General features: G+C 46.4%; 14 protein-coding genes. 7 read left to right on the top strand and 7 right to left on the bottom strand.

The annotated features are described in order from the left end of the window. Positions 1–210: 210 nt before the first annotated feature. Both MJ769_RS07670 and trxB read right to left on the bottom strand, forming a co-directional pair. Positions 211–771: a Smr/MutS family protein gene (locus tag MJ769_RS07670; protein WP_239235910.1), complete on the bottom strand. Its 561-nt coding sequence runs from the start codon at positions 769–771 to the stop codon at positions 211–213. 7 nt (positions 772–778) lie between these two features. Continuing rightward, positions 779–1,738, bottom strand: coding sequence for a thioredoxin-disulfide reductase (gene trxB / locus MJ769_RS07665; protein WP_239235908.1), 960 nt, complete (start codon positions 1,736–1,738; stop codon positions 779–781). A gap of 810 nt (positions 1,739–2,548) precedes the next feature. On the opposite strand from trxB, the gene MJ769_RS07660 reads away from it, so the two are divergent. From MJ769_RS07660 to MJ769_RS07650, 3 genes are all read left to right on the top strand, one after another. Next, positions 2,549–3,907, top strand: coding sequence for a HAMP domain-containing sensor histidine kinase (locus MJ769_RS07660; protein ID WP_239235902.1), 1,359 nt, complete (start codon positions 2,549–2,551; stop codon positions 3,905–3,907). Between the two features lie 125 nt (positions 3,908–4,032). Beyond that, on the top strand, positions 4,033–4,485 hold the full coding sequence (locus MJ769_RS07655) for a dihydrolipoamide acyltransferase (RefSeq protein WP_239235900.1): 453 nt from the start codon (positions 4,033–4,035) through the stop codon (positions 4,483–4,485). Positions 4,486–4,490: 5 nt separating this feature from the next. Then, positions 4,491–5,864, top strand: a complete 1,374-nt coding sequence (locus tag MJ769_RS07650) for a sigma 54-interacting transcriptional regulator (RefSeq protein ID WP_239235999.1) — start codon at positions 4,491–4,493, stop codon at positions 5,862–5,864. Between the two features lie 79 nt (positions 5,865–5,943). Here the strand turns inward: MJ769_RS07650 and MJ769_RS07645 are convergent, their stop codons facing one another. Continuing rightward, on the bottom strand, positions 5,944–7,473 hold the full coding sequence (locus MJ769_RS07645) for an HDOD domain-containing protein (protein WP_239235898.1): 1,530 nt from the start codon (positions 7,471–7,473) through the stop codon (positions 5,944–5,946). A gap of 556 nt (positions 7,474–8,029) precedes the next feature. Between MJ769_RS07645 and MJ769_RS07640 the strand changes: the two genes are divergently transcribed. Further along, on the top strand, positions 8,030–8,494 hold the full coding sequence (locus MJ769_RS07640) for a hypothetical protein (protein ID WP_239235897.1): 465 nt from the start codon (positions 8,030–8,032) through the stop codon (positions 8,492–8,494). A 147-nt stretch (positions 8,495–8,641) separates the two neighbouring features. On the opposite strand, the gene MJ769_RS07635 is transcribed toward MJ769_RS07640, so the two are convergent. The 4 genes from MJ769_RS07635 to egtB form a co-directional block, all read right to left on the bottom strand. Beyond that, positions 8,642–9,538, bottom strand: coding sequence for a recombination-associated protein RdgC (locus tag MJ769_RS07635; protein WP_239235895.1), 897 nt, complete (start codon positions 9,536–9,538; stop codon positions 8,642–8,644). Positions 9,539–9,619: 81 nt separating this feature from the next. Next, complete coding sequence (locus MJ769_RS07630) at positions 9,620–9,847, bottom strand: hypothetical protein (RefSeq protein WP_239235894.1); 228 nt, start codon at positions 9,845–9,847, stop codon at positions 9,620–9,622. 66 nt (positions 9,848–9,913) lie between these two features. Continuing rightward, entirely contained in the window at positions 9,914–10,879 is a 966-nt protein-coding gene (gene egtD / locus MJ769_RS07625; protein ID WP_239235892.1) for an L-histidine N(alpha)-methyltransferase, read from the bottom strand. Further along, a complete protein-coding gene (egtB, locus tag MJ769_RS07620; protein WP_239235890.1) occupies positions 10,879–12,159 on the bottom strand; it encodes an ergothioneine biosynthesis protein EgtB in 1,281 nt (426 codons plus the stop codon). Before egtB ends, egtD begins: the two co-directional genes overlap by 1 nt. Positions 12,160–13,143: 984 nt before the next feature. Between egtB and MJ769_RS07615 the strand changes: the two genes are divergently transcribed. From MJ769_RS07615 to MJ769_RS07605, 3 genes are all read left to right on the top strand, one after another. Continuing rightward, positions 13,144–13,374, top strand: a complete 231-nt coding sequence (locus MJ769_RS07615; RefSeq protein ID WP_239235888.1) for a ribbon-helix-helix domain-containing protein — start codon at positions 13,144–13,146, stop codon at positions 13,372–13,374. A 9-nt stretch (positions 13,375–13,383) separates the two neighbouring features. After that, on the top strand, positions 13,384–13,791 hold the full coding sequence (locus tag MJ769_RS07610) for a type II toxin-antitoxin system VapC family toxin (protein ID WP_239235886.1): 408 nt from the start codon (positions 13,384–13,386) through the stop codon (positions 13,789–13,791). Between the two features lie 354 nt (positions 13,792–14,145). Continuing rightward, positions 14,146–14,529, top strand: coding sequence for a PH domain-containing protein (locus MJ769_RS07605; protein WP_239235884.1), 384 nt, complete (start codon positions 14,146–14,148; stop codon positions 14,527–14,529). Positions 14,530–14,943: the final 414 nt, after the last annotated feature.

The following is a 14,943-nucleotide window of genomic DNA, read 5'->3' as shown; positions in this document are numbered from 1 at the left end:
CGTCCCTATTGATGTGATAGCGATGAGGTCGTCCTCACTTACATTTAATGCTCACCCTAAAAACTGAGATGCATCTCACTAACGAATTGTTCAAAAACGGTGAGCAGTCAAAAATTAGTTCCAATAAGCTAATAAAAATAAAAGGATCGCGCAGCCACGTTCGCAAATATCGCTAATTTTTTGTTTAAAATTCTTATAATCTGCCGAATTTTATTTACCCAAGGCTATACTGCTTTGGCCACCTGCCTTGAGCAATACCCAAACCGCGCCGCTACCACCGGCATTTTGCGGCGCTTCGCAAAATGCCAGCACTTCAGGATATTGGGCCAACCAATGACGCACACGGCTTTTCAGAACACCGTCTTTACCGCCTGGCTGCCATCCTTTGCCGTGTATCACGCACACAAAGCGTAAATTATGCTGCATCGCACCGTGTAAAAATTTAAGCAACAGCTTGCGTGCCGCATCACTGTGAAGACCGTGTAAATCCAAGGTATCCTGCATCGGCCATCGCCCACGCCGCAAGTTGCGCAGGGCCATGCGCGACATACCCGCACGAACAAATTCGGTCGGAACATCCCCCCCGGCATCATTGTCAGAGAGAGTGTCCTTAATTAAATTGGCGGGAATTGCAGTGCTGCGTGGCGGTACGCGACGTAATGGCTGAACCAAGGAGATGCGATTGGATGGCGGCAATGGAATAACACCATCCAGTGCCTGCTGAAATAACTCGGCATTAATAGGTGCTGGCTGTTCCTTCTCTTTCTTCATTACTCATTCAATGGCTCTGTTCGCTTAAATATTTATCCGCATCCAACGCTGCCATGCACCCAGTGGCTGCACTGGTTACTGCTTGGCGGTAAATATAGTCCTGTACATCACCTGCCGCAAATACGCCGTGAATGCTAGTGGCTGTAGCATTTCCATTCAGTCCACCGCGCGTGATTATGTAGCCATTTTCCATTTCTAACTGACCTGCGAAAATGTCAGTATTAGGTTTATGGCCGATAGCGATAAATACACCAGCCAGCAAGATGCCTTGCGTTTTACCGGTTAGCATATGTTTGAGACGCATACCAGTCACACCACTTTCGTCGCCTAACACTTCGTCTAAGACTTGATCCAATTGCAGCGTAATCTTGCCTTGCTCAACCTGCTTCATCAAGTGATCTATTGTGATGCGTTCAGCACGGAAGCTATCACGTCTATGCACAAGCGTGACATGGCGCGCAATGTTAGAAAGATACAGCGCTTCTTCCACTGCAGTGTTGCCGCCCCCTATTACTGCCACATCCTGCCCGCGATAAAAAAAACCGTCGCAGGTGGCGCAAGCCGACACCCCCTTACCCATGAATTTTGTTTCAGAAGGCAAACCCAGATACTGAGCCGAAGCGCCCGTGGCGATGATAAGTGCATCGCAAGTATAACTACCAGCATCACCAATCAAAACGAATGGTTTTTGTTGCAGCTTGACGGTATGGATGTGGTCGAAAATAATTTGTGTATCAAAGCGTTCCGCATGTTGCTGGAAGCGTGTCATCAGCTCAGGACCTTGCACACCCATCGCATCGGCGGGCCAGTTGTCCACATCGGTGGTAGTCATTAGTTGGCCACCTTGCGCCATGCCGGTTATCAACACAGGCTTAAGGTTGGCACGCGCAGCATAAACGGCGGCAGTATAGCCGGCAGGACCGGAGCCAAGGATGAGTAGGCGGTGATGCTGAGTTGGTTTTTCCATAAAAATAAAATTATCCAGTCAAATACAATCGGGAATCGAAATTTAACAGCGGTGCACCTGAATGTCGAGGGCAATATACAAACATGTATCGATCAAATAGCTGTCCGTACTTGTAGCATATGACTTGTCCTATTTAACTCAGCCCTTAGTCTGTGGGACTCGATTTTTTCACGTGCGAAGCAGAAAAAATAGAATCCAAAGTTTCTATAGGGTGCCTGCATTACCGCTGACAATGACTGAAAATATCGGTCAAGCACGAAGGATTTATTTAACGGTAAACTGGCCGATCACATTAGCAAGGTGACGGATTACAAAAAACCTGATCATGCATGCACTGTTCCGGGGCGTTTCTGTCAGCCGGTCGGCCAAGGTGATGATGCGCTTCTAGCAGCCAATACTACTTGCGAAATCAGCAGCGACTTTACCCGTTAGATTCCATTCTCTCCAGTCAGCCTCATTTGTTACAAACAGGGTAAAATAACTGACGATTACGACGACTTGGCTCTTTTGTGATTCGCATGAATAGATGGCGGACATAACAGTGTCGAACAATGAGCTACCTGAAATTTGATATCCTAATCATTCTCTACCGACTACGACCATATGTTTAAATCATCTTATAGTTATTTTACTGATATCGAATAAATAATGGGTATATTCATAACCGCTGAGACTGCGGGAACGGAAAGTGGCTTTGTTGCCACCGCCTTAAGACGCTTTTGGCACAATCCGAAATCCTTCCGCAAGCTGATTCTGCTCGGATTTACACTCGTTAATCTGCCGCTCATTTTTGCGCTTATTAATAGTGCTGTGTCCATCGACCGTTTAGCAGAGCATAGTCGCAAGGCTGTTTATCAGTCGGTGCAAATCACGCTTGCCAGTCACACTTTAACAAAAGAAATTAATACAATGGAACGAAGCGTGCGGCAGACGCTTATTCTCGGTGATGAATCCTTGCTTGGGGGATATTTTCAAGCACACACAAAATTCAAAAATTCAACCGCAAACCTTTTCCAACTCTCATTACACACTGAGCAAAAGCAGTTGTTAGAGCAACTGCAATCGCTGGAAGCCGATATTTCTCAAAAGGTAACAGCTGCAAGCCAAGCTCCAGAAAAATTACGCGAGCTGACTCAAAGCTTCCAAAGCTTCGCGCTGCTACTGGATTCTGCGCGCAACTTTTCTGACTTCGGTTATGCATTAATAGGACTCGAGATAGATGAAATGCAGAATATGGCGGAGCGTGCTCACACTGTTATGGTTTGGGAGTTGTTTGCTTTGGTCCCGTTCGCGATTTTTCTGGCACTTGGATTCTCTTTGTTGATTACACGTCCAATTCGTCAAATTGACGAAGCTATCCGCAACATGGGACAAGGTGAGTTATCAAAAATAGTACGTGTCGATGGCCCACAGGATTTAATGTACTTGGGCGAACGCCTTGATTGGATGCGTCGACGCTTGCTAAAATTAGAAGAGCAAAAAACCAAATTTCTTAGGCACGTTTCTCACGAACTCAAAACCCCCCTCACATCAATGCGTGAAGGCGCTGACTTGCTTGCAGAAGGCGTCGTTGGGGAGCTGACCGTAAAACAACAGCAGATCGCAAATATCCTCCATAGCAACAGTATACAATTGCAAAAACGCATCGAAGACTTATTGAATTTCAGCGCGTTGCAAACTGAGAAATCTGCACTTATAAAACAAAAAACGAATTTAGCGGGTATTTTAAGTGTCGTACTGCAAGATCAGAACCTCGCCATTATGAATAAAAACCTGAAAATCGATCTAGCTTGCACAGAACTGATGATCGATTGTGACGAACAAAAAATCAGAATCATTATTGACAACCTTTTATCAAATGCTATTAAATTTTCTCCACTCGGCAGTCGCATCAAAATTTGGACAAACAAGGTTGACGATTCAGTACAGCTGGACATTATGGATGCCGGCCCGGGCATAGACAAAATTGATCAGGACAAAGTATTTGAGCCATTTTATCAAGGGCGAAGTATGCCCGACAGCCATATCAGGGGGACGGGATTGGGACTATCCATTGCGCGTGAGTACGCTCTTGCTCATGGTGGTAGCATTGATCTAGTTCAACCAAGTAAAGCAGGTGCCCACTTCAGTCTTACCTTGCCTATCCATGATCCGGAAAGTTACTCGTGAGCCCTATCCCCCAAAAATCATGCTTTCTTCTAATAGTGATATTGATCACTCTGAGCGCTTGTTCAACCATACCATTGGAATCTCGACCTCTTGCTATAACACCACCCAGCCAACTGGAAGTATTAATGCAATATTACGAATACATCCGAAATGCGCCCGTAGCAGAACTGGTTAAAGAACATAACAAAGCGAAACAAAATTTAATATTGACCAAGAGTGATACTGCTCGAGCAGAATTGGCACTACTCCTTATAATGCCCAAAACATCCTTCCGTGATACCGGCGCGGCACTTGATCTGCTCAATGGGTTTCCGAAGGATGCAAAATTGTCGGCCAGCATGCTTAGCTTCAAACATTTACTGTCCGCACTACTTGCTGAACAACAACTTATTAACGGCAATGTGAAAGAGTTATCGCAAAAGCTGAAAAATATGGATGAGCAATCGCAACAGTTGAAAAATGTGAAGGAGCTATCACAAAAGTTGAAAGAAGAGCAAAAGCACTCTGAAGTTTTAGAAAATCAGATTGATAACATCAAAAATATGGAAAGAAATCTCATCCTAAGGGATAAGCCTTGAATACAATGCTAAAAGCAACTGAATCTAATATAAAAATTCTCATAGTCGACGATGATACAGACCTGCTAGAACTGCTTTCCATTCGTTTGACGGCCGCTGGATATAAAACAGAATTGGCACAAAGTGCCGAGATAGCACTTAATTATTTGGACGTGTCGCGCCCGCAATTGGTTATTAGCGATATGCAGATGAGCGGCATGGATGGAATGAAACTGTTCGAACATATACACCGCACCATCCCTACTTTACCCGTAATCATCCTGACCGCACATGGCTCTATACCGGATGCTGTTGCCGCGACGCAGCGAGGTGTATTCGGCTATCTGACCAAACCTTTCGATAGCAAAATTCTGCTGACCCAGGTTGTTCAGGCTCTCAGACTGACACCGGGCACGACACTCCCGAAAGAAGAATCTCTAGCACCGTGGCGCAAAGAAATCATCACCCAAAGCGCCGTGATGGAGGATGTCCTCACTAAAGCAGAACTCGTCGCTAAAGGCGATGCAAGCGTGCTTATTTACGGAGAAAGCGGCGCTGGCAAGGAATTGTTTGCCCATGCCATTCACGATGCATCCAAACGCCATAATCGGCCATTTGTAGCCGTCAATTGCGCTGCAATTCCCGAACAGTTATTGGAATCAGAATTATTTGGGCACGTCAAAGGGGCGTTTACCGGCGCTGTTCGAGATAATAAGGGCTTGTTTCAATTAGCTGAGGGAGGCACACTGCTGCTTGATGAGATTGGCGATATGCCGCTTCCGCTTCAGGTCAAATTATTACGCGTTCTCCAAGAAAAACAAGTACGCCCTGTAGGATCAGCGCAAACAATCCCGGTGAATGTACGCATTATCTCTGCTACCCACCGTGACCTTCTGGCAGAAATCGGTGCAGGTAGTTTTCGCGAAGATCTCTATTATCGACTAAAAGTTGTAGCGCTAACAATCCCGTCATTGTCGCAACGGCGTGAAGACATCCCTTTGCTGGCAAACCATTTCCTTAGCTTGCTTTGCACAAAATACGATAAAGACATTAATGGGTTTTCTCCTGATGCAATGGAAATTCTGGTACGTGACTCTTGGCCCGGTAACGTGCGTCAACTGATGAATATTGTCGAACAATGTGTTGTTTTAAGCACTGCCCCACTCATTTCTCCCGTGCTGATATACGATGCCATGCAAAAAGAGGAAGAGGAAGGTTTAGTTTCGTTCGAAGATGCGCGCAAACATTTCGAACGAGACTATCTGGTACGTGTGCTAAAAATTACGGCAGGTAATGTGACAAAAGCTGCGGGTATAGCCAAACGCAACCGAACCGAGTTCTATAAATTACTCCAAAGACATCAGCTCAACCCCTCCATTTTTAAACAGTCACACAATTAGATACTAAACCGCCTGACTTATCCTCAAAAAATAGTAAAGTCCAACGAGGCTGCCACCCAGGATAATAGTCGGCTGCTCTTCAAGTGCCGCTAAGCACAGCCAATATTTGGCTCTTCAATGCTTTGATCAGCGAGGTCTCGTCGGGCGGCATGCCTTCGGGCGCTGGAAAAACACGGTCTGCATAAAACAAGCCTATTTGAACTTTGTTCACCACCAACGGCAGTACGATAAAACTGCGCGTGTCGGGCAACAAGGCGCGATGCCATGCAGGCAAGAGATCACGTATCTTCTCACTTCTGGCATCCGATATCATCAGATCAGTGTTATTTTCCATGGACAGATTGAACAGATCCCGCTCCGGTGTCATTTGGAATACAAAGTGCGATTGACGCGAGGCATGGTCTTCACCAAGTGCAACACGGGCGCGGAACTGACCCGACTGGGCATCTTTTAAACACATGGTTGCGAAGCGAAAGCCCATACTTCGATACATGGTTTCCAGTACCAGCAAAATCAATTCATTGACTTTGCTGCGACCCAACGCCCGCATCTGTATTACATCTTGCACACCGGCCAACAATAAATCGCGCGCATTGATTGGCTTGCCACTTGGGTAAAAACCTTCAACGTTCGCATCCGCTCCCATAGTCACCATCGACAATACGTCCGGGATGTCATTTCCAGTGTTGGCGACATTCTTATTTACTTCGCCTAATTTAAAGCTTTCGGACAGGTCTCGCATTTCCTCGACAACCGAAGTAAATAAATCGCTCATTTTTTTAGTGTCGAGATTCAAGGCTGCACCAAAACGCACGAGCAGTTTTTGTTTATCCGCCTCCACTTCGCCGTCAGCGCGTGAGACCAACTTGGATGCCTCTGCACTAAATGAGGCAATCTGCCGCATCCATTCATGGCGATTTCCAGCCGCCATTTGCTTACCGGCAGGCACAGCACTTAACGAGTAAATTATGGTTTTCGGAATATCCCATTCAGTCAGTACCGCCTCGGTCAGAGCGTCATAGCTGCAGCCAAGCACTTTTACTGATGCTTCTGCCGGACTGTGTTTGCCTGCTGCGACGAGCAGGTCAATTTGTCTTGAAGAGGCGTGTTCGTGCGATGCCACCAGCAAGCGGCCCAGGTTTTTGAATAAGGACGCTATCGATGCCTCTTCTGCGTCGTGGTACTGGCTGCGGCGCGCCAATTCGCGGCCGAACAAGCTGGCGCATAAGGCATCGGCAAGCTCTGCACGAATACTTCGCGCATGCGTATGGTTAGATATGCTATCGACCAGCAGCATGGCCAGCGCACTAGTTTTTACTAAATCAAACCCGAGCATAAAAATCGCCCGTGAGATGGTCGTAACGGGAGCATTTGACGCCCGGCGGTAGGATACCGTGTTCGATAGACGCAAAATTTTTTGCGTCAACGCCACATCTGATAACACACAATGCGCGAGATTATTGGCCGCTTCATCATCGGACGCCGTGAGCTGCACAACGCGCGACACTGCGGAACCGAGAGCGAATATCCCGGCATCGCTACTCAGTTTTTGCACAAACGCGTCGCGTTCATTACACATTTCCGCATCATCACAAGGTGACTGTTTCATATCAACTGACATAGCTGCATTTCCGAAAAAAAAGCATCTGCAAAATCCATCTTCCACCGCGCGTCCTGCGGTGAAAAACAGCAAATGAAATACCATCACTTCCATTTTTATACATCGGCCAAACGGTACCAACCTTTACGCCTGCAGAACTTACAACAGCAAGCCAGTCCAACGGCTGAACATCCAAACGTGGTTTTAGACTCTAAAATGGACAGGCATCGACTGCTTTTCTGGCTTGCCCGCAGGTCTATTTGAACAAAACATGTCGTGGGTATGTGGCTTCTAGCAGCCTGTCGGACTTAAAGGAAATCGGCTGCAAATTGAGCTGAGCGGTGTATATTTCGCCGCTTTTTTGGGCAATAGAACAACTATTACCCTGCAAAATCATCAAGTGGGGTAAGCAGGCATTTCGCCGTAAGGCGAAAGCTCGCAAAATCTACCCTCGCTTAGCTCAATTTTCGCTACGATTCTTTAAGTCCGACAGGCTGCTAGTACTGACACGAGTACGAATTTCCTCTATATTTCACAGCTTCATCAATCACAAACGGAGCTAAAAATGAAATCCAATAAACTGGCCATAATTGCCTTATTGTTATGGGTTCTTACTATTGCCGTATTCGCATGGTTCTTCATTCGTGGAAATACTACCGCCGGAACCGATGGTAGAACTGCAGTCGTATTGCAAGTTAGTGAACGTGACTTGATCTTATCTGAAATGCGTGGCCTGCTATCTGCAACACAAGGAATTCTAAAGGGCGTAAATCAAGGCGACATGCAGCACGTCATCAAAGCTGCAAGTGCTGCAGGTATGGTTGTTGCTGCTGATGCAAGCCCAGCACTGATGACAAAGCTGCCGATGGAATTAAAATCGCTAGGCATGAGTGTTCACCGCGATATGGATGAAATAGCCAAAGCTGCCGACAATAATGCGTCAGCCCCAGAGATTTTGCAGATGCTGTCGAATACACTAACAAAGTGTGTCGCCTGCCACTCAATTTGGCAGCTTAAAGTAGCAAATTAAACTGGACTGATTTACCCAGAGCCTGTTCGAAGAGTGATGAATACCCACAACATTTTTTAGATGGCGGATGACTGAACAACTTATCCAGACAGTTTGAAAATGTTCATTTTTAACAATTAACAGATCATTAACTATCTGGCCCGACAACTATCCAACGCGCTCCTCACCGCCAAGCGTATCCATGAGATCAGCCAACAATTGCGGTAGCTCACCAGTCATAATTGCAAAATCGGTGTCAAATACATCGTCTGCTTCACTGGCATCAACTTGTTCTTTGATAAAATCAAGTGGAGCAATGCGTTTAAGTTGCATGTTTTCAGTCAAAGTAAACGATATTTTGTCTCTCCATGTCATGGCCAGCCTGGTCGCTTTCTTGCCCTCTTTAACATGCCTGATTATTTCTGCTGAATCGAGAGAGTGCCGTACATAACGCACCATCGCCTTTTCATCGCCTGTGCCGCATAGCTCACAATCGCGGTCAACAGTAAATAAAGCTGGTACATCACCTCCGGCAAGCCATTCGGTCATGACTGAAGCGGGTGACTTTTTAGTTTTAACCAAGGCAAGTGAACACCCTTCCATTGATTTATGCAACAACTCAATCAACTCATCGGCCTTTACTGCACTGGAAGTATCGATGACAAACCAGCCGTTGACTGGATCAATCCATGCATAGGTCTTGCGACGGAGTGCGAATGCGCGTGGCAGAAGTTCAGCGGTGACGAACTCCTTTATTTCCTTCATTTGTTTACGGCCCGGCTTGTATCCTTGTTGCTCTTCAATTTCAGTAGCACGCAGTTTTGCAAATTGATTGATAACGGAAACGGGCAGCAATTTTTTTTCCACACCCAGCGCAATTAGCATTTGCTGCCCCAGACTATGCACAAAAGGCTCATCCTCGGCTTTGGGTGAAACCCAGCCGCGACTTTGCATTTCCATGCTGAGACAACTATGTAGAGTATGTTTTAAAAGCGCTGCTTCAAGTTCAGCAGGTGAGACATTCCAGTTGGTAATGCGATATATCTGAAGATTCTTAAACCACATATTTAGCACTCACCTTTTTAATTATAAGAAACAAATACCACCCTGATTTAAACGTCATGATGAGTTTTACGAGTTAGCCATTTAATGGGGCTTTGAGATGGGGCGAATCGCTTTATCCAATTGCAAACGCGTTTGTTTGCGAATTCTCTCTAATTTTATTGTTAATGCTTTTTGCACCAATGCGCAAAAGGCGATCAAATCCTGCCGTGGATAATCATCCTGCACGCCATTGTCCTGGAAAAATTCAGCAATCCAATGTGCATCCAATTCAGATTTTCCCGTCTCCTGCAAATATTCTGTTGCAGCCATTTCGACATACTCACTCAATTTGCGCATTTTTCTCTCTAACCCCAGCCGAAGGCTGCAAGTATTTATTCATAAAACTCGAAGCAGGTGGATACTGAAAAATTTATTGGCATCTGTCCAAAACATCTCTGAATGCCAGCCTGCATTTTTCGCCAGTTTCTGGAATTCATCAGGCCGATATTTATAGGAATTTTCTGTATGAATAGTTTCCCCCGCCCCTATCCGAAATTCCTCACCTGATATACGGATAATTTGATCAAAGCGGCTAACCAAGTGCATTTCAACGCGCCCTGCCACAGGGTTGTAAAAGGCATAATGCGTGAATCCATCCGGTTCGATCTCAGCCCCCAGCTCTCGCTTCATTCGTGCAAGTAAATTAAGATTAAAAGCCTTGGTCAAACCTGACTTATCGTTATAGGCAGCATTGAAAACCGCCGGATCTTTTTTGCAATCTACGCCTATCAGCATCGAGCCATTTGGCCCGATTAATTTGGCTGCTTTGCGTAAAAGATGTTGCGCTTCTTCAGGTGTGTAATTGCCGATAGTAGAACCGGGAAAGAAGATTACGGGGCGCAAATCATTTGATACGGGCAAAGGCAGCGCCTCTAGCTGAGTGTAATCCGCACACACAGCTAATATTTCAATCTTAGGGAACTGCGCAGCCAAGCGAGCCTCGGTTTGCTCTAACTGCGGCTCGCAAATATCTATGAGCACACAGACTGCTGAAGCATCCAAATGACGCATAAGCAATGGTGTTTTCACTGCGCTGCCACACCCAAACTCGACAAACGCACAAGGCTGACTGATGAGACCCATCATCTCAACACTATACTGCTCCAGAATGGCCGTTTCAGTGCGAGTCGGATAATACTCTGCAGTTTCACATATTTGCTCGAACAGAGCTGCTCCTTGCGCATCATAAAAATATTTCGGCGGAATTGAACGCTGTTGCTGGCGCAGACCTGCACAAACATCCAACCGAAAACCTTCACTGTCGACACTGTCTACTGGAGCTTTCAGAGATTCCATTTGCATTACAAATCCTCCGCCAAACGTAAACCGGAGAATACCCAACGGCTCCCTGGTGGAAAGAAATTTCGATAGCTTGCCCTGATATGATCCTCTGCTGTGGCACATGACCCACCACGCAGCACCATCTGGTTACACATGAATTTGCCGTTATATTCACCCAATGCGCCGGAAAGTGAGTGAAAACCCGGATAGGGTTGATATGGGCTTTGAGTCCACTCCCAAAGATCACCATAAAGTTGAGTCATACCAGAACTTCGAGCGCTATCAGGATGTAAGCGCCCAGAATCAAGGAAATTTCCCGCTATCGGTAACTTTGCGGCGGCGTATTCCCATTCGCCCTCGGTTGGTAACCGTTTGCCAGACCAACGCGCAAAAGCATCGGCTTCATAGTAGCTCAAGTGAGCCACGGGTTCATTCAAGTCGACAAGGTGCTGGCCCGCCAGCCCCGTTAACAACCAGTTACCCTCCTCTTTTATCCAATAAAGTGGGGCTTGCCATCCCTGCTCGTTGACTGTGCGCCAGCCGTCGGAGAGCCAAAGTTCGGCTCGTTGATAACCTTTATCGGCGATAAAAGATAAATATTCTGCATTGGTGATTAGCCTTGTGCCCAAGCGAAAGTCTCTGAGAAAAATTTTATGACGAGGCCTTTCGTTGTCAAAAGAAAAACCTTGGCCATCATGCCCAATCTCGACAATACCGCCACCGTATTCCACCCAGCCCAATGGTAGTGGCTCCGGGCATGGAATCGGAAGCTGACTATGATAGGCCGGCTTTAAGGGATTAATGAAAAAATTGTATTTCACATCCATAAGCAAAAGCTCTTGATGCTGAGTCTCATGCTCAATCCCCAAACAAATTCGTTCAGCAACCTCTTGCCAATTCTGCCCGGTAAAATTATCCAACAATCGATCGAGAGCGGCGTTTACGTGACAACGATAGTTATAAACCTCTGCTACGGTTGGACGAGACAAGAGTCCACGTTGAGACCTGGGAAAAAAAGTACCAACCGTTTCATAATAAGAGTTAAACAGATACCCGTAGGCTTGATGAAAAACCCGATAATTTTCTGCAAAAGGCAATAAAACAAAGGTTTCAAAAAACCATGTGGTATGAGCCAAATGCCATTTGGGCGGACTGACATCAAGCATACCTTGAATACAGTAATCCTCTTTTTCCAAAGGCGCGCAGAACGACTCCGTGCGTGCGCGCACCGATCTTAGCCGCTCTCCCAATAAATGGGGATCAAGCTTATCGAAATTATTTTTGAGGGAATCAATATTCATTTATTTACCTTATCAGAAACCAGGAAATCATAATAGCTTGCAACACTTTCCCCCGCGCACATTGCGGTCATTCCCTAACGGCTACTATCGGGATGCCTGATTAGTGATTTTGCTAAGTAAAGTTTTGCTGAAGCCGATATAAGGTTCACGCAACTTTACTATAGATTGGTGGTGGATCATGGACAAGAAACAATTACCCGCTAGGCCTCCTCATATGGTTGGGCGGAAATACCTGCCGATGCCTTATATCAACGATGAGAACACCAAGGACAAATTCGATTGGGATATCGATGAGCCGATAGTAAAGGTGGTCCGCGAATATCTAAGGTACATCGCTCACAAAACGTTCAGATGAGACGTACCTCGCAGCGGCCAATGCTCAAGCTGTCCTGCAACACATTACCTCCGCCCTCAACACCCTAAACGATGGCCCCCTGAGTCACCCCCTGTGCCAGACTAGCTGTCCCCACTTCAAGAACAATACCGAGCGGCTGGAAAAGCTGTTTGAGTTTTATTCCAAGATGACGACGGCGACCAAACACCCCACCCCAGCCGCCCAAACAGGGTGATGGGAAGAAAACATAAACGATGTCTCTAGCAGCCTGTCGGACTTAAAGAATCGCAGCGAAAATTGAGCTGAGCGAGGGTAGATTTTGCGAGCTTTCGCCTTACGGCGAAATGCCTGCTTACCCCACTTGATGATTTTGCAGGGTAATAGTTGTTCTATTGCCGAAAAAAGCGGCGAAATATACACCGTTCAGCTCAATTTTCAGCCGATTTCCTTTAAGCCCGACAGGCTGCTAGGGCACCTCTAAAAATTCACATTTCGTCATTCCCGCGAAGGCGGGAATCCAGTCTATCAAGCATTTGGTTCCCCGCCTTCGCGGGGACGACGGCATTTTTAGATGTGCCCTCTACTTGATATTGAAATTAGCATATACTTGGAAGTATAATTTTTCTGACTCATTATGAGGAGGTTTTGCCATGTCACAAATCACGCTATATCTGGACGATGCCACGCAGGCACTGGTGGAGCAGGCCGCGCAGGCCAATGGCCTATCGAAAAGCCGTTGGGTGGCAGAAATGATCCGCAAATACGCCGCCCATGAATGGCCGCAAGATTGCCTGGCGCTGGCGGGACGTTTTGCCGATTTTCCCCTGCGTGAAGAAGATTCAACTTCACTGCCAGCGGATGTGCCGCGCTTAAATTTTTGATGTACAGCCATGCTGATACTTGATAGCAACACCATCAGCTACTACTTTCGCGGCGACCCGCAGGTGGTGCCGCGCCTGCAAGCCCTTTCCCCTGCCGATATCGGTGTGCCCGCCATTGTGGAATACGAACTGCGTTACGGTCTTTTGCGCTTACCGCCGGAGGCTGCCAATCCCCGTCTGGCAGCATTAGCCGTTTTGCTGCGACCGATGCAGATTTTATCGTTTGACAGCGAATGTGCCGTACACGCTGCCCGCATTCGCGCCGAGCTTGAGGCCGCAGGCATATCCATCGGTCCGCACGATACGTTGATAGCCGCTACGGCATTGCGTTATCAGGCCACGCTGGTGACGCGCAATGTACGCGAATTTTCCCGTGTGCAAAGCTTACAGTGGCTGAACTGGCATGAAGCCCTATGAGCGCAGCGAGTACAGTGCGTGCGCACGCATGGTCACTGGCATTGCCCAACAGCTTATTAAACGATTACTTCAATCCATTGGTCTAGCAGCCTGTCGGACTTAAAGAATCGCAGCGAAAATTAAGCTGAGCGAGGGTATATTTTCCGAGCTTTCACCTTGCGGAGAAATGCCTGCTTACCCCACTTGACGATTTTGCAGGGTATATAGTCATTCTATAAACCCAAAAAACGGCGAAATATACACCGCTCAGCTTAATTTGCAGTCGATTTCCTTTAGGTCCGACAGACTGCTAATCATCGGAGTAAAATCAGCAAAAGCAAAACTTTAAATCAAAGTAAAAACTACAGGTGACCTATGGGTAAATACGTTCAAGATAATCTAACGGTTGGTGAGAATATAATCTACGAAACGAAGCCACACTGGATTATCTTCTTATCTTGGCGTGGGTTATTTTCGCTTTTCATTGCACCTGTAATTGAAATGTACACAAGCGAATATGCCGTTACAAATAGGCGGGTTATTGCAAAAGTCGGTTTTATTTCCAGAAGAACTCTTGAAATGAACTTACCCAAAATCGAGTCAATTAAAGTTGACCAGAGCATTCTCGGTCGAATTCTTGGTTACGGAAATATTGAAGTAATTGGTACTGGTGGCTCTAGTGAAGGGTTCAACAATATCCAGTCACCTACAGTATTTAGAAAACAGTACCAACAAGCACTTCACGCTGAATTTCCATAGAGCGGCATCAACTGCTTGAGTGCGCACAAATGCTCCTTGCACCAGTTGGCCTGAAGCAACTTGCAATATGATTTTCGAGTAACCTCTGTCCGACAGCCAAAGCATACAGATAGCTTTTCTTGGTTTATTTCTCGATCGCCGCATGAAGTATTATTCGAGATAGATATGCGCTACACCGAACCAGCATTAGCTGGTGCTCTTCGAACTCAAATCCGCCAAACAGTCAATTAATAAGCGTTCTTATCAATTCAATAGTCAGGATTCGGTACTGTTGTTGCCATTATCAAGTGCCGCTTTTGGCGACCTTTAGCAATTGAGACGCTCATTAATCCCCAAAGGAATGGCTGCTTTTCGACCTAGGACTAAACCGCTTCGCGGTAGTGGCGCTATGATCCACGAGTTGAGGTTGATTAT

It is taken from the genome of Candidatus Nitrotoga sp. BS, from assembly GCF_927797785.1.
GTDB lineage: Bacteria > Pseudomonadota > Gammaproteobacteria > Burkholderiales > Gallionellaceae > Nitrotoga.
Note: the sequence above shows the minus strand (reverse complement) of the source record. Positions and strands in the feature narration are given on the sequence as shown.